The sequence below is a fragment of the Cupriavidus pauculus genome (assembly GCF_003854935.1).
GTDB classification, from domain to species: Bacteria; Pseudomonadota; Gammaproteobacteria; order Burkholderiales; family Burkholderiaceae; genus Cupriavidus; species Cupriavidus pauculus_C.
The window spans coordinates 1,578,137-1,596,186 of record NZ_CP033969.1; the positions used below are offsets into that span (position 1 = coordinate 1,578,137).

At 71.4% G+C, this 18,050-nt stretch carries 15 protein-coding genes; 7 read left to right on the plus strand and 8 right to left on the minus strand.

What is annotated here, in order from left to right:
* The first annotated feature begins 7 nt into the window (after positions 1–7).
* The 3 genes from cobT to EHF44_RS08995 are packed head-to-tail and all read left to right on the plus strand — an operon-like array spanning position 8 to position 2,434.
* The gene (gene cobT / locus EHF44_RS08985; protein WP_301337480.1) at positions 8–1,078 is read left to right on the plus strand and encodes a nicotinate-nucleotide--dimethylbenzimidazole phosphoribosyltransferase; all 1,071 of its coding nucleotides are present in this window, start codon (positions 8–10) and stop codon (positions 1,076–1,078) included.
* A 16-nt stretch (positions 1,079–1,094) separates the two neighbouring features.
* Positions 1,095–1,871 carry an adenosylcobinamide-GDP ribazoletransferase gene (locus EHF44_RS08990; RefSeq protein WP_124683428.1) on the plus strand — a complete coding sequence of 259 codons (777 nt, stop codon included), beginning with the start codon at positions 1,095–1,097 and terminating at the stop codon, positions 1,869–1,871.
* Complete coding sequence (locus EHF44_RS08995) at positions 1,856–2,434, plus strand: histidine phosphatase family protein (protein WP_124683429.1); 579 nt, start codon at positions 1,856–1,858, stop codon at positions 2,432–2,434. Before EHF44_RS08990 ends, EHF44_RS08995 begins: the two co-directional genes overlap by 16 nt.
* Positions 2,435–2,585: 151 nt before the next feature.
* Here EHF44_RS08995 and EHF44_RS09000 read toward each other — a convergent pair whose 3' ends face one another.
* The 4 genes from EHF44_RS09000 to cobU are packed head-to-tail and all read right to left on the minus strand — an operon-like array spanning position 2,586 to position 6,193.
* Entirely contained in the window at positions 2,586–3,482 is an 897-nt protein-coding gene (locus EHF44_RS09000; protein ID WP_124683430.1) for a cobalamin-binding protein, read from the minus strand.
* A complete protein-coding gene (gene cobD / locus EHF44_RS09005; protein ID WP_124683431.1) occupies positions 3,472–4,500 on the minus strand; it encodes a threonine-phosphate decarboxylase CobD in 1,029 nt (342 codons plus the stop codon). Before cobD ends, EHF44_RS09000 begins: the two co-directional genes overlap by 11 nt.
* Positions 4,497–5,462 carry a CobD/CbiB family cobalamin biosynthesis protein gene (locus tag EHF44_RS09010; RefSeq protein ID WP_124683432.1) on the minus strand — a complete coding sequence of 322 codons (966 nt, stop codon included), beginning with the start codon at positions 5,460–5,462 and terminating at the stop codon, positions 4,497–4,499. Before EHF44_RS09010 ends, cobD begins: the two co-directional genes overlap by 4 nt.
* Entirely contained in the window at positions 5,459–6,193 is a 735-nt protein-coding gene (cobU, locus tag EHF44_RS09015) for a bifunctional adenosylcobinamide kinase/adenosylcobinamide-phosphate guanylyltransferase (protein WP_124683433.1), read from the minus strand. The genes EHF44_RS09010 and cobU overlap by 4 nt, the downstream gene beginning before the upstream one ends.
* 143 nt (positions 6,194–6,336) lie before the next feature.
* Between cobU and EHF44_RS09020 the strand changes: the two genes are divergently transcribed.
* Positions 6,337–7,818, plus strand: a complete 1,482-nt coding sequence (locus tag EHF44_RS09020) for a cobyric acid synthase (protein WP_124685044.1) — start codon at positions 6,337–6,339, stop codon at positions 7,816–7,818.
* On the opposite strand, the gene EHF44_RS09025 is transcribed toward EHF44_RS09020, so the two are convergent.
* Positions 7,793–8,347, minus strand: a complete 555-nt coding sequence (locus EHF44_RS09025; protein ID WP_124683434.1) for a GNAT family N-acetyltransferase — start codon at positions 8,345–8,347, stop codon at positions 7,793–7,795. The two genes, EHF44_RS09020 and EHF44_RS09025, sit on opposite strands and share 26 nt — an antisense overlap.
* Before the next feature lie 176 nt (positions 8,348–8,523).
* Between EHF44_RS09025 and EHF44_RS09030 the strand changes: the two genes are divergently transcribed.
* Positions 8,524–9,711 (plus strand): PepSY-associated TM helix domain-containing protein, encoded by a 1,188-nt coding sequence (locus tag EHF44_RS09030; protein ID WP_124683435.1) that lies wholly within the window; start codon positions 8,524–8,526, stop codon positions 9,709–9,711.
* Between the two features lie 11 nt (positions 9,712–9,722).
* On the opposite strand, the gene panC is transcribed toward EHF44_RS09030, so the two are convergent.
* The 3 genes from panC to EHF44_RS09045 all read right to left on the minus strand — a co-directional run bounded on the left by panC (position 9,723) and on the right by EHF44_RS09045 (position 11,858).
* On the minus strand, positions 9,723–10,565 hold the full coding sequence (gene panC, locus EHF44_RS09035) for a pantoate--beta-alanine ligase (protein ID WP_124683436.1): 843 nt from the start codon (positions 10,563–10,565) through the stop codon (positions 9,723–9,725).
* A gap of 155 nt (positions 10,566–10,720) precedes the next feature.
* Positions 10,721–11,629, minus strand: a complete 909-nt coding sequence (locus EHF44_RS09040; protein WP_124683437.1) for a segregation and condensation protein A — start codon at positions 11,627–11,629, stop codon at positions 10,721–10,723.
* A gap of 37 nt (positions 11,630–11,666) precedes the next feature.
* On the minus strand, positions 11,667–11,858 hold the full coding sequence (locus tag EHF44_RS09045) for a DUF3460 family protein (protein WP_124683438.1): 192 nt from the start codon (positions 11,856–11,858) through the stop codon (positions 11,667–11,669).
* A gap of 175 nt (positions 11,859–12,033) precedes the next feature.
* Between EHF44_RS09045 and EHF44_RS09050 the strand changes: the two genes are divergently transcribed.
* Both EHF44_RS09050 and EHF44_RS09055 read left to right on the plus strand, forming a co-directional pair.
* Positions 12,034–13,905, plus strand: a complete 1,872-nt coding sequence (locus tag EHF44_RS09050; protein ID WP_124683439.1) for an autotransporter assembly complex protein TamA — start codon at positions 12,034–12,036, stop codon at positions 13,903–13,905.
* Entirely contained in the window at positions 13,905–18,044 is a 4,140-nt protein-coding gene (locus EHF44_RS09055; RefSeq protein WP_124683440.1) for a translocation/assembly module TamB domain-containing protein, read from the plus strand. The genes EHF44_RS09050 and EHF44_RS09055 overlap by 1 nt, the downstream gene beginning before the upstream one ends.
* Positions 18,045–18,050 lie beyond the last annotated feature (6 nt).

The window sequence follows — 18,050 nt, forward strand, 5'->3', positions numbered from 1 at the left end:
GCGTCCGATGACCATGACCCCCTTTGCCGATGTCGCGCTGACGCTGCCGCCCGTCGCGCCGCTGGACCAGACGCTGCGCGCGGCGCTGCAGGCCGCCATCGACGACAAGACCAAGCCGCCCGGATCGCTGGGCCGGCTTGAATCGCTGGCGCTACAGATCGGCCTGATCCGTGGCGACGCGGCGCCCGTGCTGTCCCGCCCGGCCGTCATCGTGTTCGCCGGTGACCATGGCGTGGCCGATGCCGGCGTCAGCGCGTTCCCGGCCGAGGTCACCGCCCAGATGGTGCTGAACTTCCTGAACGGCGGCGCGGCGATCAACGTGTTCACGCGGCTGCACGGGCTGGCGCTGGAAGTGGTGGACGTGGGCGTGCGCGCGCCGTTGCCGGCCGCGCCGGGGCTGGTCAACTGCCGGGTGGCGAATGGCACGCGCAACTTTGTCGACGCCCCGGCCATGACGCCGGCGCAGGCCGGCGCGGCGCTCAATGCCGGCATCGCGCGCGTGCTGCGCCATGCGCAGCTTGGCACCAACGTGATGGGCTTTGGCGAGATGGGCATCGCCAATACCTCGGCGGCGGCCTGCCTGATGAGCCGGCTGACCGGGCTGCCCATCGAGGCGTGCATCGGCCGTGGCACCGGGCTGGACGACGCCGGCGTGGCGCACAAGCGCGCGGTGCTGTCGCAGGCGCTGGCGTGCCATGCCGGCGTGACCGATCCGCTCGACGTGCTGGCCACGTTCGGCGGCTTCGAGATCGCGGCGATGACCGGCGCCTACCTGGCCGCGGCGGCCAGCCGGATGGTGATCCTGGTGGATGGCTTCATCGCGTCGGCGGCGCTGCTGGTGGCCGCGCGCATCGACCCGAACGTGCTGCAGTACTGCGTGTTCTCGCATTGCTCGCACGAGCAGGGCCACCGCGCGCTGCTGGCCGAATTCGGCGCCGAGCCGCTGCTGGCGCTGGACCTGCGCCTGGGCGAAGGCACCGGCGCCGCGCTGGCGTGGCCGCTGGTGGCCTCGGCGGCGGCCTTCCTGCGCGAGATGGCCACGTTCAGCGGCGCCGGCGTCAGCAACGCGTCGGCATAGCGGCAAGGGGGCGAGCATGGCCGACGAACTCCGCTTCTTCCTGACCGCCGTGGGCTACTTCACGCGCGTGCCGTTGCCGCAGCGGCTGGCAAGCTGGGTCGGCTTTGCGCCGCACTACCTGAACGCCGCCGCGCGCTACTTTCCGCTGGTGGGGCTGCTGGTGGGCCTGGCCGGCGCCGCGGTCACGGGTCTTTCGTGGCAGTTCTGGTCGCCGCCGGTGGCCATCGTGCTGGGCATGGCGGCCACGCTGCTGCTGACGGGTGCGTTCCACGAGGACGGGCTGGCCGATTGCGTTGATGCGTTCGGCGGCGGCTACCGGCGCGAGGACGTGCTGGAAATCATGCATGACTCCCGCGTCGGCGCGTTTGGCGCGATTGCCCTCGTCGTGGCGCTGCTGCTGAAGTGGCAACTGCTGGTGTCGGTGGAAGACCGCGCCGATGCCGGGCTGCTGCTGGCCGTGCTGGTGGCCGCGCACGGTGCCAGCCGCGCCATGGCGATCACGTTCCTGGCCACGCACGACTACGTGCGCGCCGAAGGCAAGGCCAAGCCCGTGGCGCAGCGGCTGGAGACGCGCAGCCTGCTGTTCGCGCTTGCCTGCGGCGCGGTGCCGCTGCTGCTGATCTCGCCGGTGTTCGCGGCGGTGGTGGTGCTGGTGCTGGCGGGCCTGCGCGCGGCGCTGGGCGCGTACTTCGTGCGCCGCATCGGCGGCTATACCGGCGACTGCCTGGGCATGGCGCAGCAACTGGCCGAACTGTCGATCTACCTCGTGGCGGCCGCATGGAAGTGGTACTGATCCGCCACGCGCAGCCCGACGTGGCCGAGGGCGTCTGCTACGGCCGGCTGGACCTCGCGCTGGCGCAGCCCGTGGCGCCGCTGGCGTCGATCGTCGCCCAGCTCGCGCCGCCGGCGCGCATCGTCACCAGCCCGGCCCGCCGCGCGCGCGACACCGCCACGCTGCTGGCCGATTGCCTGGCCGCGCCGCCGGTCTGCGAGGCGGAGCCGGCGCTGCGCGAGATGGATTTCGGCACCTGGGAAGGCCAGCGCTGGGACGCGATTCCGCGCGACACGCTGGACCTGTGGGCCGCCGACCTGTTGCACGCCCGGCCCCACGGCGGCGAGAGCCCCGCGCAGGCCATGGCGCGCGTGACGGCCTGGGCCGACGCGCTCGATGCGGGCGCCGACGCGCGGCTCTGGGCGGTCACCCACGCCGGCCCGATGCGCATGCTGGCCGCGCACTGGCTGGGCCTGCCGCTGGCCCAGACGCTGCACTGGTCGCTGGGATTCGCCGCGACGTGCAAGTTCGTGCTGGAAGGTGGGACGGTCAGGCTGGGGTGGTGGAATCGCGTGGTGGGTTGATCAGCGGCTGGCCCTCACCTCCTACCGATCTCCCGCGTTGTGGGAGATGGAAATCCATCGGCAATTCAGATGCTGCCGGTTTGCTCCCCTCGCCCGCAAGCGGGAGCGGGGCCGGGGGAGCGGGCCAGCGCGTCCCGCACCACCGGCATCCTCACCGCCCCCTGCGCCCCCGCGCCACCTCCAGGTCCTTGCAGATTTCCGCCGCCCCCTGCACCACGCGGGGGCCGGCGCGGTTGACCAGGTCGCCGTCGATGGTGAACAGGTTGTTGCGCGCCACGGCGGTGACCTGCTTCCACTTCTCCCATATCGAAAAATCGGCCAGCGGCTTGTCGGGGCGCGTGGCGCCCATGGCGGCCGTCAGCATGACCTCGGGGTTGCCGGCGATCACCGCTTCGACGGACACGGTGGGCACCAGCGGCGCCTCGGTGGCAAACAGGTTGCGGCCGCCGCAGAGCGTCAGCAGGTCGCTCACGAGGTGCTGGCCGTTCAGCGTCATCAGCGGCTGCTGCCAGACCTGGTAGAACACCGTGACCGGCGGGCGGCCCGCGTAGGTGCGGCGCAGCGTGTCCACCTGCTGGCGGAAGTCGCTCGCGGCGCGGCGGGCGACGGGTTCGGTGCCCATCAGCGTGCCGAGCTTTTCCAGATTCTCGGGGATGGTCTCCAGCCGGCGCGGCTCGCTGTAGAACACCGGCATGCCCAGCGCGCGCAGGCGGTCGGTCTGCTTCTGGGCGTTGCCATGGCGCCAGACCACGATCAGGTCCGGCTTGAGCGCGGCAATGCGTTCCAGGTCCAGCGCCTTGTTGTCGCCCACGCGCGGGATGTCGCGCGCCTGCGGCGGGTAGTCGCTGTAGCTGACCGTGCCGACGATGCGCTCGCCGCCGCCGGCCGCGTAGATCATTTCGGTCACGTGCGGCGCCAGCGAGACCACGCGCCGCGCGGGCTGGGCCAGCGTGACGGTCTGGCCCGCGTCGTCGACCACGGTGATGGCGGCGTGCGCGGGCAGGGTGGCGGCCAGCAGGGCGGCCAGCATGAAGGATTTAAAGGCCATCGGCATCGGGCAGGGGAAGGGTCTTGTCGAGCGCGCGGGCCAGTTGGTCCCACGCCCGGGGCTGGTCCGGCGGCAGGCCGAAACGCAGGCTCGGCGGCTGGCCGCCGGCGGCATCGAAATAACGGGTCCAGACGCGGCACGTCGCCAGCGCCACGTGCAGGCGCCGCGCGTGGGCGTGCGGCACCCAGCAGAACAGCGGGTGCGATGCCACTGCCAGGCCGTGGCCGGTCAGCAGCGTCGCCAGCCGGTGCCCGCTGGCGGCCAGATGGTCGCGTGCATGGGCCTGCCAGCCGGCATCCGCCAGCGCGGTCCGGGCGATGGCGCGGGCCGGGCCCGAGACGGCCCAGTGGCCCAGTTCGGCATCGAGCGCGTCAAGCAGGGCCGGCGCCGCCAGCACAAAGCCGCAGCGGACGCCCGCGAGCCCGAAGAACTTGCCCAGCGAGCGCAGCACGACCAGCCCCGGCCTATCGGCGTGGGACGCGAGCGAGCCGCCGGGCGTGGCATCCATGAATGCCTCGTCGACCAGCAGCGTGCCGTCGCGCGCCGCCAGCCGGCGGTGCCAGTGCCGCAGCGTGTCCGACGGCACGCGGCGCGTGGTCGGGTTGTTCGGCGTGACGACGACCAGATGGTCGAGCGCGTCGGCCAGGTCGTGGCGGCCGAAGTCGGCTTCATCGAGCAGCACGACGGTGTGCCCGGCACGGGCGAAGGCCGGCGCGTACTCGCTGTAGCCCAGCGCGGCGATGCCCACGCGGCCGGGCCGCAGCAGGCGCGGCAGCGTGCGGATGGCCGCCTGCGAGCCGGCCACGGGCAGCGCGTGCGGTGCGCCGTAGTAGCGGGCGGCCAGCGCGGCGAGGTCGTCGTCCTCGGGCAGCCGGTGCCAGGCGGCGGCGGGCAGCGCCGGCACCGGGTACCCGTCGGGATGGATGCCGGTGGACAGGTCGAGCCAGTCCGCGGCCGGCCCGCCGAATTCACGGATGGCCTGCTGCAGGTTGCCGCCGTGGCGGATGGTGGACGTCATGAAGCGGAGATCAGATGGATGGCCGGCACGCTCAGCATCGCCACGCCAAGCCACAGCCAGAGCGTGCGCTGCACCAGCCGCAGGCAGGCCAGCACGTGGGCGGCGCGCGGCGCATCGCCCACGCCCAGCGGCGGGCGGGCTTCCCATTCGCCGTGGTAGCGCGCGCCGCCGCCCAGCGCCACGCCCACCGCGCCGGCGCCGGCCGCCATCACCGGGCCGGCGTTGGGACTGGACCACGCCGCGGCCTGCGTACGCCAGCAGCGCAGCGCCTGCGCGGTGGCGCCCAGCAGCGCATACGACAGCGCGGTCAGCCGCGCGGGAATCAGGTTGAGCAGGTCGTCGATGCGTGCCGCCGCCCAGCCGAACATGGCCCAGCGCGGCGTGCGGTAGCCCCACATCGCGTCGAGCGTGTTGGCCAGCCGGAACACGATGACGGCCGGCGCGCCGCCGACCAGGAACCAGAACAGCGCGCCAAAGACGGCATCGTTGCCGTTCTCCAGCGCCGATTCGCAGGCGGCGCGGGCCAGCGCCTCGGCGTCGGCATCGGCCGTATCGCGCGACACGATGCGGGCGGTCAGCGTGCGCGCGGCGGGCAGGTCGTCGGCGGCCAGTGCATCGGCAATCGGGGCGATATGGCGCGCGAGGCTGCAGGCGCCCAGCGCGAAGTAGAGCGCCAGCACGTGCAGCGTCCACGCCAGCACCGGATGCACGGCGCCGGCCATGCCGACCAGCCACGCCACGGCGGCGGCGGGCCCGAGCACCGCGGCCGACCACGCGAGCAGCCCCGCCGCGCGCTGGCGCAGCGGGTGGCTGCCGGGGCGGTTCAGCCGGTTGGCGACGGCCGTGGCCAGGCGGCCAAAGCCGACCAGCGGATGCCAGCGGCGCGGCTCGCCGAGCCAGCGGTCCAGCAGCACGCCGGCGAGCGCGGCGGCCACGCAGGCCGGCCAGGACAACAGCATCATCGTGCGGCGTGCAGGCGGGAAGGGGGCGGGTCCTTGATCGCGACCGGGATGCCGGCCACGAGCAGCCGCACGCGGTCGGCGGTGGCGGCCAGCTTCTGGTTGAGCCGGCCCAGTTCGTCGACGTAGAAGCGGGTGATGGCGCCCATCGGCACCACGCCGAAGCCGATCTCGTTCGAGACCAGGATCACGTGGCCGGGCAGCATCGGCAGCGCGGTCATCAGCGCGTCGATTTCCTCGGTAAAGGCCGGCGGCGGCGTGATGACGCCGTGCTCGGGGTAGTCGCGGCCGTCGCCGAAGATCAGGTTGTTGAGCCACAGCGTCACGCAGTCCACCAGGATGCAGCCGTCGTGGCGCGCGTGCGCGTAGAGCGCGTCGGCCAGGTGCACGGGTTCCTCGACGAGCGTCCAGTCTGCGGGGCGGCGTGCCCGGTGCAGCGCGATGCGGACTTCCATCTCCTCGTCGGCCGGTTCGGCGTTGTGCCGGGCCGTGGCGATGTAGGTGACCGGCCCGCGCGTCAGCGCCGCGTGGTCGGTGGCCAGTTGCTCGGCGAAATGGCTCTTGCCGGAGCGCGCGCCGCCGAGCACCAGCGTCAGCTCGCGCGGCGCGGCGGTGCCGGCCTGCGGCTGCGGGGCCGGGGCGGTGTCGGGTTCGACGTCCGCGGCCGCGCCTGCCGAAGCCGGCTCGGTGGTGGCCGAGAGATTGAGCGCCCGAGGCGTGGCGGGGGTCTTCATCGGGCGTATTGTAGCCGCCGCATCCGCGCCCCGCACGCACGGTTTTTGCAGGCCGGCGCCCGCCGCGCCAACCCTGCTGCGATAATCGCGCGATGCAAAATCCTCCGTTCCCGTTTGCGCCGCGTGCCCTGCGCGGCACCCTGATGGTCCAGGGCACCACCTCGGACGCCGGCAAGAGCACCGTGGTGGCCGGGCTGTGCCGCGTGCTGGCGCGCGCCGGCGTGGCCGTGGCGCCGTTCAAGCCGCAGAACATGGCGCTGAACAGCGCGGTGACGGTGGATGGCGGCGAGATCGGCCGCGCCCAGGCGCTGCAGGCCCAGGCGGCCGGGCTGGCGCCGCACACCGACATGAACCCGGTGCTGCTCAAGCCCAGCAGCGACATCGGCGCGCAGGTCATCATCCACGGCCGCGCCCGCATGGACCTGGACGCCCGCGCCTACCACGCCTACAAGCCGCAGGCGATGGCGGCGGTGCTGGAAAGCCATGGGCGGCTCGAACGGGCGTACGACGTGGTGCTGGTGGAAGGCGCCGGCAGCCCGGCCGAGGTGAACCTGCGCGACCGCGACATCGCCAACATGGGCTTTGCCGAGCGCGTGGACTGCCCGGTGGTGCTGGTGGCCGATATCGACCGGGGCGGCGTGTTCGCGCATCTGGTCGGCACGCTGGACTGCCTGTCCGACAGCGAGCGGGCCCGCGTGAAGGGCTTCGTCATCAACCGGTTCCGGGGCGATATCGCGCTGCTGCAGCCGGGGCTGGACTGGCTGGCCGCGCGCACGGGCAAGCCGGTGTTCGGCGTGCTGCCGTACCTGCACGGGCTGCACCTGGACGCCGAGGACGCCATTGCCAGCGCGCAGGTGGCCCGGCGCGACGGCCAGGCGCTGCGCGTGGTGGTGCCGGTGCTGCCGCGCATCTCCAACCATACCGATTTCGACGCGCTGCGCGCCCATCCGGACGTCGACCTGCAATTCATCGGCCCGGGCCGCCCGATGCCGCCGGCGGACCTGGTGATCCTGCCCGGCAGCAAGAGCGTGCGGGCCGACCTGGCGTTCCTGCGCGCCAACGGGTGGGACCACGCGCTGCTGCGGCACCTGCGCTATGGCGGCAAGCTGCTGGGCATCTGCGGCGGCATGCAGATGCTGGGGCGGCGCATCCATGATCCCGATGGCCGCGAGGGGCCGGCCGGCAGCAGCGACGGGCTGGGACTGCTCGACTTCGACACCACGCTGGCGCCCGAGAAGCAGCTACGGCGCGTGAACGGTGAACTGGCGGCCGGCGGCGCGGCCGTGGCGGGCTACGAGATCCATCTGGGGGTGACGCAGGGGCCGGCGCTGGCGCGGCCGGCGTTGTGGCTGGCGGAGGGGGAGGCGGGCGCGGGGCGTCGGCCCGACGGGGCGGTGTCCGAAGACGGCCAGGTCATGGCGACCTACGTCCACGGCCTGTTCGACCAGCCGGACGCCTGCGGCGCGCTGCTGCGCTGGGCCGGGCTGGCGCACGCCGGTGGCGTGGACCTGGACGCGCTGCGCGAGGCATCGATCGACCGGCTGGCGGCCAGCATGGCCGAACACCTGGACCTGCGCGCGATGCTGGCCCCGCTGGCAGCTACGGCCCCGGTGCCAGGCGGCTGACCAGCGCGTCCACGTCGTCCCAGCTCACGCGGCGCACGGCCACCATCAGGTCGGTGCCCGGGAACGGGTCTTCGAAGACGTCCGATTCCACGCCGCCCAGGCGCCGGTAGAAATCGCGCGCCTGGGTGTTGCCATCGAGCACGTACAGGAACAGCGGCCGGCCCGGCCACTGGCTGGCCACGCGCGTGGCGCAGCAGGCCATCAGCGTCTTGCCGTAGCCGCGGCCATGGTACGCCGGCATCACATGCAGATTGTCCAGGTAGATGCCGTAGCCGGGCTCGGCCAGCGGCATCAGGCACGAGAAGCCGGCCGGGTTGCCGTTCACACGCAGGATGGTGGCTTCCAGCGGCGCCTCGGCCCCTTCGAGCATGCGGGCGCGCCAGGTGGCCAGCCGTTCGGCGGGGGCGTGGACGTCAAGATATTCGGCGGGAACCAGGCCGGCATAGGCGTGGCGCCAGCTGTCCGCGTGCATGGCGGCAAGCAGGTCGGCATCGGCCGGAGAGGCGGGAAGCAGTTCGATCAAGGGCATGGCAGGGCGGGGGCGGCACCCGGATGACGTTGGAATGCGGTGCGGCCACGATCTTAACGTCACGCTGCTAGAATCGCGAATTCTTCGCATTTGCATTAGCGCGCTGGCGCACAGATGCGAGGGCCAAAATGCCCGATGCCCCGCGGCCAGCGCGGCATCCCAGAACAAAGAGTCACATGGTCTCCGGCCGCCTGCGCACCGTCCTAGTCAAGCTTCACCTCTACATCGGCCTGGTCTTCGGCCTGCTCTTCGTCCTGATGGGCCTGACCGGCACGCTGATCTCGTGGCGCGACGACATCGACAAATGGCTGAATCCCGATCTGCTGCAGGGCGTGTCGGCCACCCGCATCCCGGTGGGGGCCGCGACCGTGGAATCCGTCACGGCCAGGCTGATGGCCGACCCGCGCTATGGCAAGCCGAACCTGCTGATGCTGCCGATCGACGAGCACGACGTGTTCATCGCCTACTACCCGATCCAGGGCGCGCAGGCGGCGCCGGGGCGGTCGCGGCAGGTGATGATCGACCCGATCACGCTGGCCGTGAAGGGCGAGCGGCTGTTTGGCGTGCCGGGGCTGTCGCGCCAGCAGATCATGCCGACGCTGTTCCACCTGCACCGCTACCTGCTGTCCGGCGAGACCGGCAAGACCATCGTCGGCGTGACCGGCATGGTGCTGCTGCTGAGCGTGCTGCTGGGCGTGGCGCTATGGTGGCCGAAGTCGCGGCTGCGCGCGTGGAAGCAGTCTGTGCGGATTGCGCACGGCGGGTCGTGGTCGCGCTTCACCTATACGTTCCACCGCGCCGGCGGCATCTTCGCCGCGCCGGTGCTGGCCGTGATCGCATTCTCGGGCTGGTACCTGAACCTGCCGAAGTGGGTCACGCCGATCATCGGCAGCGTGATGACCGTGAGCGCGCCGGCAAAGCACCAGTCGGACCCGCCGCCGCCCGGCGCCCACGCGATCACGCCGGCGCAGGCCATGACGGCCGCCCAGCGCCAGTTCCCGGGCGCGCAGGTCACGCGGATCAGCCTGCCGCGCAAGCCCGGCGACGCCTATGAGGTGCGGCTGCGCCAGGAGGGTGAGCTGCAGGCCGACAGCGGCGCCACGCGGCTCTGGCTGGACGCCTACACCGGCCGCCCGCTAGGCGCCCGCGACCCGCGCGACGCGCAATCGGGCGATGCCTTGATCTTCTGGCTGTTCCCGCTGCACACCGGCGAGGCGTTCGGCACCTACGGCCGCGTGTTCATCACCGCGTTCGGCCTGATGCCGCTGGCGTTTGCGCTGACGGGCGTGCTGATCTGGTGGAAACGCCGCAGCGGCCATCAGCGGCATCTGGAACGCGAACGGGTGCGGCTGAAGCGGGGGTAGCGGAAAGCGCTTCAGATTTCCAGGTTGTCGATCAGCCGCGTGTTGCCCAGCTTGGCGGCCGACAGCACCACCAGCGGCTCGCCGGCGGCGAATTCCTCGCGGGTGGGGGCCTGGAGGTTGCTGCGCTTGCGGATCGACACGTAGTCGGGGTTCCAGCCGCGCGCCTGCAGCCGGGCCAGCGCGTCGGCTTCCACGGCCAGCAGGTCGACGTTGCCGTTGCCCAGCACGGTGTCGCGCACCTCGTGCAGCGTCTTGTAGAGGACCGGCGCCTCCTTGCGGTCGGCCTCGCCCAGGTAGCGGTTGCGCGACGACAGCGCCAGGCCGTCCTCGGCCCGCACGGTCTCGGCCGGGATGATGTCCACGGGCAGCGCGAACTGCTGCGCCATGCGCCGCACGATCATCAGTTGCTGGTAATCCTTCTTGCCGAACACGGCCACGCGCGGCTGCACGCAGCAAAACAGCTTCATCACCACGGTGCAGACGCCCTTGAAGAACCCCGGGCGGAACTCGCCTTCCAGGATGTCGCCCAGGTCGTGCGGCGGGTCCACGCGGTATTCCTGCGGCACCGGGTACATGTCCGATTCGGTCGGCGCGAACAGCACGTACACGCCCTCGCTCTGCAGCTTCTCGATGTCGTCCTGCAGCGTGCGCGGGTACTTGTCGAAATCCTCGTTCGGGCCGAACTGCAGGCGGTTGACGAAGATCGACGCCACCACGGGGTCGCCGTGCTGGCGCGCCAGGCGCATCAGCGACAGGTGGCCTTCGTGCAGGTTGCCCATGGTGGGCACGAAGGCCACGCGGTTCTGGCCGCGGAGCTGGTCCCGCAGCGCCTGGATGGAGGAAATGACTTTCATGAAATGTGGTGTGCCGTCGTGGTTGAGCGTGCCGCTGCGTGGCAGCGTGCGTGCCGGACTCTAGGGAACACAGTGGCCGGCTGTCGGCGGATTGTAGAGCATCCGCGCCGGTTCAGGCCGGCAGCCCGCGGCAATTGTTCCGCCCGGTGGAAGGATCAGGCCGGCGTGTACGCCAATCGCACATAAATCGGTGCGAACGGCTCTGCCTGGGTAATCTCGACCAGCGCCTCGCGCGACAGCTCCAGCATGGCGATGAAGTTCACCACCACCACGGGCACGCCCTTGCCAGAGCGGATGGCGTCCTCGAACAGCTCGCTGAACTCCATGAAGCGGGCGTGTTGCAGGCGGCGCAGGATCTGGCTCATGTGCTCGCGCACGGACAGTTCCTCGCGCGAGATCTTGTGGTGCTGGTTCAGCTTGGCGCGCTTGAGCACGTCGGCCCAGGCGGACTGCAGGTCCACGGTTTCCACGTCGGGAAAGCGCGGGGCGATGCTCTGCTCGATGTAGACCTGCGAGCGCAGGAAATCGCGGCCAAGCTGGGGCACGGTGTCCAGCCGCTGGGCGGCCAGTTTCATCTGCTCGTATTCCAGCAGGCGGCGCACCAGTTCGGCGCGCGGATCCTCGGCTTCCTCGTCGCTGTCGGCCTTCTTGACCGGCAGCAACATCCGCGACTTGATCTCGATGAGCATCGCGGCCATCAGCAGGTACTCGGCCGCCAGTTCCAGGTTGCGCTGCCGGATCTGGTCGACGTACGAGAGATACTGGCGCGTCACCTGGGCCATCGGGATGTCCAGGACGTTGAAGTTCTGCTTGCGGATCAGGTACAGCAGCAGGTCCAGCGGGCCCTCGAACGCCTCCAGGAACACTTCCAGCGCGTCGGGCGGGATGTACAGGTCCTGCGGCAGCTTGAACAGCGGCTCGCCGTACAGCCGCGCGAACGCCATCCCGTCGACCATGTCGGCCGGATTGGCCGTGCCGGCGCCGGGCTGCCCCACGCTGGGCAGCGCCACGGGCAGGGTCAGCTTTTCCTGCGCGGCGGGGTCCAGCGGGTCGCTCGGCGGCATCGTGTCGGGTGCGGGAGGGGGTGGGCCGGGTGGCCGATCAGTTGTCGGACGAGTAGACGTACGGCTTCTGGGCCACGCGCGACGCATTGGCGCGGGCGCGTTCTTCCAGGTCGATCGGGGTCTTGTCCCACAGCAGGGCGCGGCCTTCGCGCTGTTCGGCTTCCAGGGACGGGCGCTCCTGCTTGAGGGTCTTCAGGAACTGGGTGATATCCGATTCGTACATGGCCATGGTGAAACCTGTGCCCGCAGGGGGCGGCGTTGGGGATGACGGGGCTGGATTTTACCGTATCGGCACCGGGCGCTGCCGGTCACCCTGCTGAAAACGTCAAATTTGCCCGGACGATGGTCTGGCGCGGCCGGTGGTGTGGTCAAATAGCGACTTGATTCGGGAGCCACTAGGACGGATGACGCTTGATTTGGGCCGGCTGGCCGAACCGACCGTCGCAGCACAGGCGCGGCGCATCCATGGCGGTGCCGGCCGGCATGCGCGCGCCGCGGCACTGGCCCTGTGCCTGGCCGTCCTGCTGATCGCGGCGCTGCTGGGCGCCCCGGGCCACGCCCACGCGGCCAAGGCCGCCTACAAGGTGGAGATCGACGCCCCCAAGGCGCTCAAGGACATCCTTGAGGAACACCTCGACCTGGCCCGCTACACCACCCGCACCGACATTTCCGACGACCAGTTCCAGTACATGGTGGAGACCGTGGGCGACCAGGTGCGCCAGTTCGCGTCCACCGAGGGCTGGTTCGACCCGGTCACCAAGGCCACCGTGGAAGGCCAGGGCGACAGCCGCGTGGTCCACATCACCGTCGACCCCGGCGCCCGCACGCTGATCCGCCGGGCTGATGTGGAGGTGGCCGGCCCGGCGGCCACCCAGTCGCCGGCGCAGATCGAGGCAATGCGCCGCAAGTGGGGCCTGCCCGTGGGCGACCCGTTCCGCCAGGCCGACTGGGACAAGGCCAAGGAAGACGCGCTGGTGCAGTTGCAGAGCCAGAGCTACTACGGCGCCCGGCTGGCGTCGTCCCGGGCGCGGATCGAGCCCGACGAGCACGCCGCCGACCTGAGCGCGAAGTACGAGAGCGGGCCGGCCTATGTGCTGGGGCCGCTGGAGATCGAGGGCACGCGCCGCTATCCCGAGCAGATCATCCGCAATGTCAACCCGCTGCGCGAGGGCGAGCCGTACCGCGTGGAGCGCCTGCTGGAATTCCAGCGCGCGGTGCAGAACCAGCCCTATTTCTCGAACGTGCAGGTCGAGCTGGAAGAGCCGCCCGCCGCCACCTCGGCCGAGGCCGCCGCGCAGCAGCAGACCGTGACGGCGCCGGTGCGCGTGAAGGTGCGCGAGTACCCGACGCACCGGCTCAGCTCCGGCGTCGGTTTCACGACCGATACCGGCGCCCAGGTCGAAGGCCGCTACTCGTACTACAACCTGTTCAACCGCGCCTGGGTGTTCGACTCGCAGGCCCGGATCGAGCAGAAGCGCCAGTATGCGTTTGCGGAAATGGCCATGCCGCCCGATTCGCACACCTATCGCAACAGCCTCTACACGAGCTACGAGCGGACCATCGACATCGAGAGCACCGACACCAAGAGCTGGCGCGCCGGCCTGAAGCGGTCGCGCTCGCGCGAGAAGTACGACACCACGGTCTCGCTGGACTTCTACTACGACATCCTGACACCGTACGGCCAGCCATCGCAGTACTCGAAGGCGCTGGTGCCGGCGTTCGCGTGGACACGCCGCGACGTGGACAACCCGGTGTTTCCCCGCCGTGGCAACGTGATCAACACCCAGGTCGGCGTGGCCGTCAAGGGCGCGCTCAGCGACGCCACGTTCCTGCGCGTGTACGGCCGCATCCGGCAGTACGTGCCGGTGGGCAACCGTGACCTGTTCGTCGCCCGGCTGGAACTGGGCGCCAACATGACCTCCGACGACCCGTCGCTGATCCCGGCCACGCTGCGCTTCCGCGCCGGCGGCACCGATTCGATCCGCGGCTACAGCTACCAGTCGATCGGCACGCCGAACGGCCAGAGCGTGCTGCCGGCGCGCTACCTGGGCACCGGCAGCCTGGAATACCAGTACTGGTTCAAGCCGGACTGGGGCGCGGCGGTGTTCTGGGACATGGGCACGGCCACCAACAACCTCGACGGCATCACGATCTACCACGGCGTGGGCGTTGGCGCGCGCTGGCGCAGCCCGGTGGGGCCGGTGCAGCTGGACATCGGCTACGGCATCCAGCAGCGGCAGTTCCGGCCGCATATCTCGCTCGGGGTGGCGTTCTGATGAACATGCCGGACATGCCGCCCGTGCCGCGCGAGGACCGCGACGCCCCGCGCCAGCCGCGCCGGCCCCGCCGCCGCATCTGGAAGGTGCTGGGCTGGACCGTGGCCGTGCTGCTGGCGCTGCTGGTGGCGCTGGCCGTCACGACCGTGCAGGCGCTGCGCACGGAAACCGGCACGCGCCACCTGTGGAACATCGCCACGCGGCTGTCGGCCGGCATGCTGGCCGGGACGTACGAGGGCGGATCGGTGGCCAGCGGGCTGCGGCTGCGCGACGTGGTCTACGCCAGCGGCGACACGCGCGTGACGGTCGACCGCATCGACGCGCGCTGGCAGCTTTCGTGGTCGCCGCGGCGGCTGCACGTGGAATGGCTGCGGCTGGGCAAGATCGACGCGCGGCTGCCGGCGTCGGCCCCGAGCACCGAGCCGGCCCGGATGCCGGATTCGCTGACGCTGCCGCTGGCTGTCGACGTCGACACGCTGACGGTGGCCGAGCTGTCGCTGTTGCAGGGGCCACCGGCCACGTCGAGCCCGCTCGTGCTGTCGGACCTGTCCGGCGCGCTGCACAGCGACGGGCAGCGGCATCGCGTGGTCGTCGACCGGCTGGTCACGCCGTACGGCAAGCTGCAGGCCAACGCCCAGATCGGCGGCACCACGCCGTTCCCGCTGTCGGCCGAGGCCCTGCTGGAAGGGCGCTGGAAGGAAGAGACGTATGCCGTTTCCGCCACCGCCAGCGGGTCGCTGGACAGCCTGCGCGCCGAACTGGAAGCCAACGGCGACCGCATCCGCGCGCGCGGCAACGCCGACGTGACGCCGTTCGGCAAGGTGCCGTTCACGCACCTGATTGTCGATGGCGAGCGCATCAACCCCCGGCTGTTCAGCCCCACGGCTCCGCAGGCCAACCTGACCGTCCATGCCGAACTGCGCCCGGTGGAGGCCATCGCGCCGCCGCCGCAGGTGGCCCAGCCCCGGCCCGGCGAATCGACGGCCAGCGCCGTGGCGGCTGCGTCGGCCGCGTCGGCGTCGGCGCCGGTGCCCACGCCGGCCGCGCCGACCAGGAACCCGCTGGCCGTGGCCGGCGAGGTCACGGTCCGCAACCTGGAGCCGGGTCCGATCGACAAGGAACGGCTGCCCGTGCACGCGGTGCAGGCGCGCGTGGAACTGAGCGAGATGACGCAGACGCTGCGCGACCTGCGCATCACGCTGCCGGGGCGCGCCGAGATCGTCGGGCAGGGCACGCTGCACGATGGGCGCGGCGGCTTTGACCTGGACGTGCGGCGGCTGGACGCCGCGGCGCTGCACACGGGCATGGTGGCGACCAACCTGTCCGGGCCGGTCATCGTGCGGCTGGAGCCGGGCCGGCAGAGCGTGGCGCTGGACGTGGAGGGCGGCGAGATCAAGCTGTTCGCCGATGCGCGGATCGATGCCGAGGCGGTCACGCTGGCGGCGCTGCGCGCGGGGCTGGGCAGCGGCACGCTGACGGCCGACGGCAAGCTCGGGCTCAAGGACGCGCAGGCGTTCGACTTCAAGGGCAAGCTGACCAACTTCGACCCGGCGCGGCTGGCCAGGGTGGCACCGGGCCGCATCAACGCCGATTTCTCGGCCAAGGGGTCGCTGGCCAACGTGCTGCGCGTGGCGCTGGACTTTGCGCTGGGCGAGAGCGAGTACGCGGGGCTGCCAATGACCGGCAACGGCAAGGTGCGCGTGGAGGGCGAGCGGCTGCTGCCCAGCGAGGCGTCGCTGCTGATGGCGGGCAACCAGGTCAACCTCAGGGGCAGCTTTGGCGCGCGGGGCGACAGCCTGCGGGTCAACGTCGACGCGCCGCAGCTGGATCGCCTGAAATTCGGCGTCGGCGGCCGCGCCCGGCTGGACGCCGTGGTCACCGGCACGCTGAAGAAGCCTGAGGTGGTGGGCGACTACAGCGCGCAGGCGCTGGTGGTGGGGCCGCACAAGGTGGCCAGCGCCGATGGCCACGTGGAACTGCGCGGCGGGCTGGACGGCACGCTGGCCGCCCGGCTGGCCGCGCGCGACTACCAGGGCCCGCAGGCGTCGATCCGTACGCTCGACGCCACGCTGAGCGGCACGCAGGCCAATCACACATTCGACGCCCGCGCAGCCGGCACGATGCACGGCCAGGCGATGCAGCTGGCGCTGGCCGGGCAGGGCGCCTGGCGCGGCGAGCAGGGCTGGAACGGCACGATCCGCACGCTGGAAGAGCGCGGCGCGGTGAACGTGCGGCTGCTGGCGCCCGCGCAGCTGATGGTGGCGGACCAGCGCATCCGGCTGGGCCCGGCGCAACTGCAGTTCGCGCGGGCGACGATGCGCGTGGACGGCTTCGAGTTCGATCACGGGCGCATCCGCACGCAGGGCAACTTCAACGGCGTGGAAGTGGCCAACCTGCTCAAGCTGATGGAGACGTGGACCGGCGAGGCGCCGCCGGTGCGCTCGGACCTCGTGCTCGATGCCAACTGGAACCTGAACCTGGCCGAGACGGCCACCGGGTTTGCCGAGGTGCGGCGGCGCAGCGGCGACGCGTCGGTCAACGCCGGCCGGGGCTGGACCACGCTGGGGCTGGGCGAGACGGCGCTGCGCGCGGACTTTGGCGGCAACCGCGTGACGCTGCGCGGCGGCACCACGTCGCAGCGGATCGGCAAGGTGGCCGTCGATGCGTCGGCCGGGCTGGTCACCGAGCAGGGGTTGCTGACGGTGGGGCCGGCGTCGGCGCTGGGCGGCACGGTCACCGCCGACGTGCCGCGCCTGAAGTCGCTGGAAGCGCTGACCGGGCCGCAGTACGCGCTCCAGGGCAAGCTGGCGGCGGCGCTGCGGCTGGCCGGCACGGTCGGCAATCCGCTGCTGACCGGCACCGTGGATGGCAGCGACATCGGCATCACGCTGTACGACCTTGGTATCCGGCTAACCGATGGCGAGGTGCACGTGGTGCTGGACCAGAACACCGTGGAACTGCGGCAGGTGCGCTTTCGCGGCGGCGACGGCACGCTGACGGCCACGGGCGCGGTCAAGCTGGGCCAGACCGATCCGAACATCACGGGCCGGATCGTGGCGGACCGGCTGCAGCTGTTTGCCAGCCCCGAGCGCACGCTGATCGTCTCGGGCGAGGCCGGCATCGCCAACGAGAACCAGCAGCTGGCCATCCGCGGCAAGTTCCGCGTGGACCGCGGGCTGTTCGACCTGCCCAAGGCCAGCGCGCCGGTGCTGGGCGACGACGTGGTGGTGGTGCGCCGCAAGGATGAGCGCGAACTGAAGACGGCGGCCACGCCGGTGGTGCCGGAGTCCAAGCCGGCCAGCCGCTTCAGCCCGCTGATCGACGTGACGATCGACCTGGGCAACGACTTCCGCTTCCGGGGGGCCGGGGCCGACATCCTGCTGGCCGGGCAACTGGGCATCCGCAGCGAGCCGCTGTCGCCGATGCGCGCGACGGGCACGGTGCGCGTGGTGGACGGCACCTACGAGGCATTCGGGCGCAAGCTCGACATCGACCGCGGCACGATCAACTTCAACGGCCCGGTGGACAACCCGAACATGTTCATCCGCGCCATGCGCCGCAACCAGGAGGTGGAGGCCGGCGTGGAGGTGACGGGCACGGTGCGGCTGCCGCGCGTGCGGCTGGTGTCCGAGCCGAACGTGCCCGACGAGGACAAGCTGTCGTGGCTGATGTTCGGCTACGGCGCCGAGAGCGCGGGATCGAGCCAGCAGCGGCAGTTGAGCGGCAGCGCGCTGGGCGGCGCGGCACTGGGCATGATCGGCGGCAAGGCCGGCAAGAGCGTGGTGTCGCACTTCGGCATCGACGAATTCTCGATCGGCCCCAGCACGGCGGGCCTGAACGACCAGCAGGTGGTGAGCATCGGCAAGGCGGTGTCGGACCAGATCTCGGTGGGCTACGAGCAGAGCCTGACGTCGGCATCCAACGTGGTCAAGCTGACCTGGGCGTTCTCGCGGCGCTGGTCGCTGATTGCCAAGGGCGGGTCGATCAACGGGCTGTCGGTGCTGTTCAACCGGCGCTTCAACAACTGGAGTACGCTGTTTACCGGCGGGTCGGGGCGGCGCTCGAACGCGGCGGCCGATGCCGCCGTGGAAGGCGCCAGCGCGCCGGCCGGCGATCCGGTCGAAGCGATCAAACGATGAATCGAA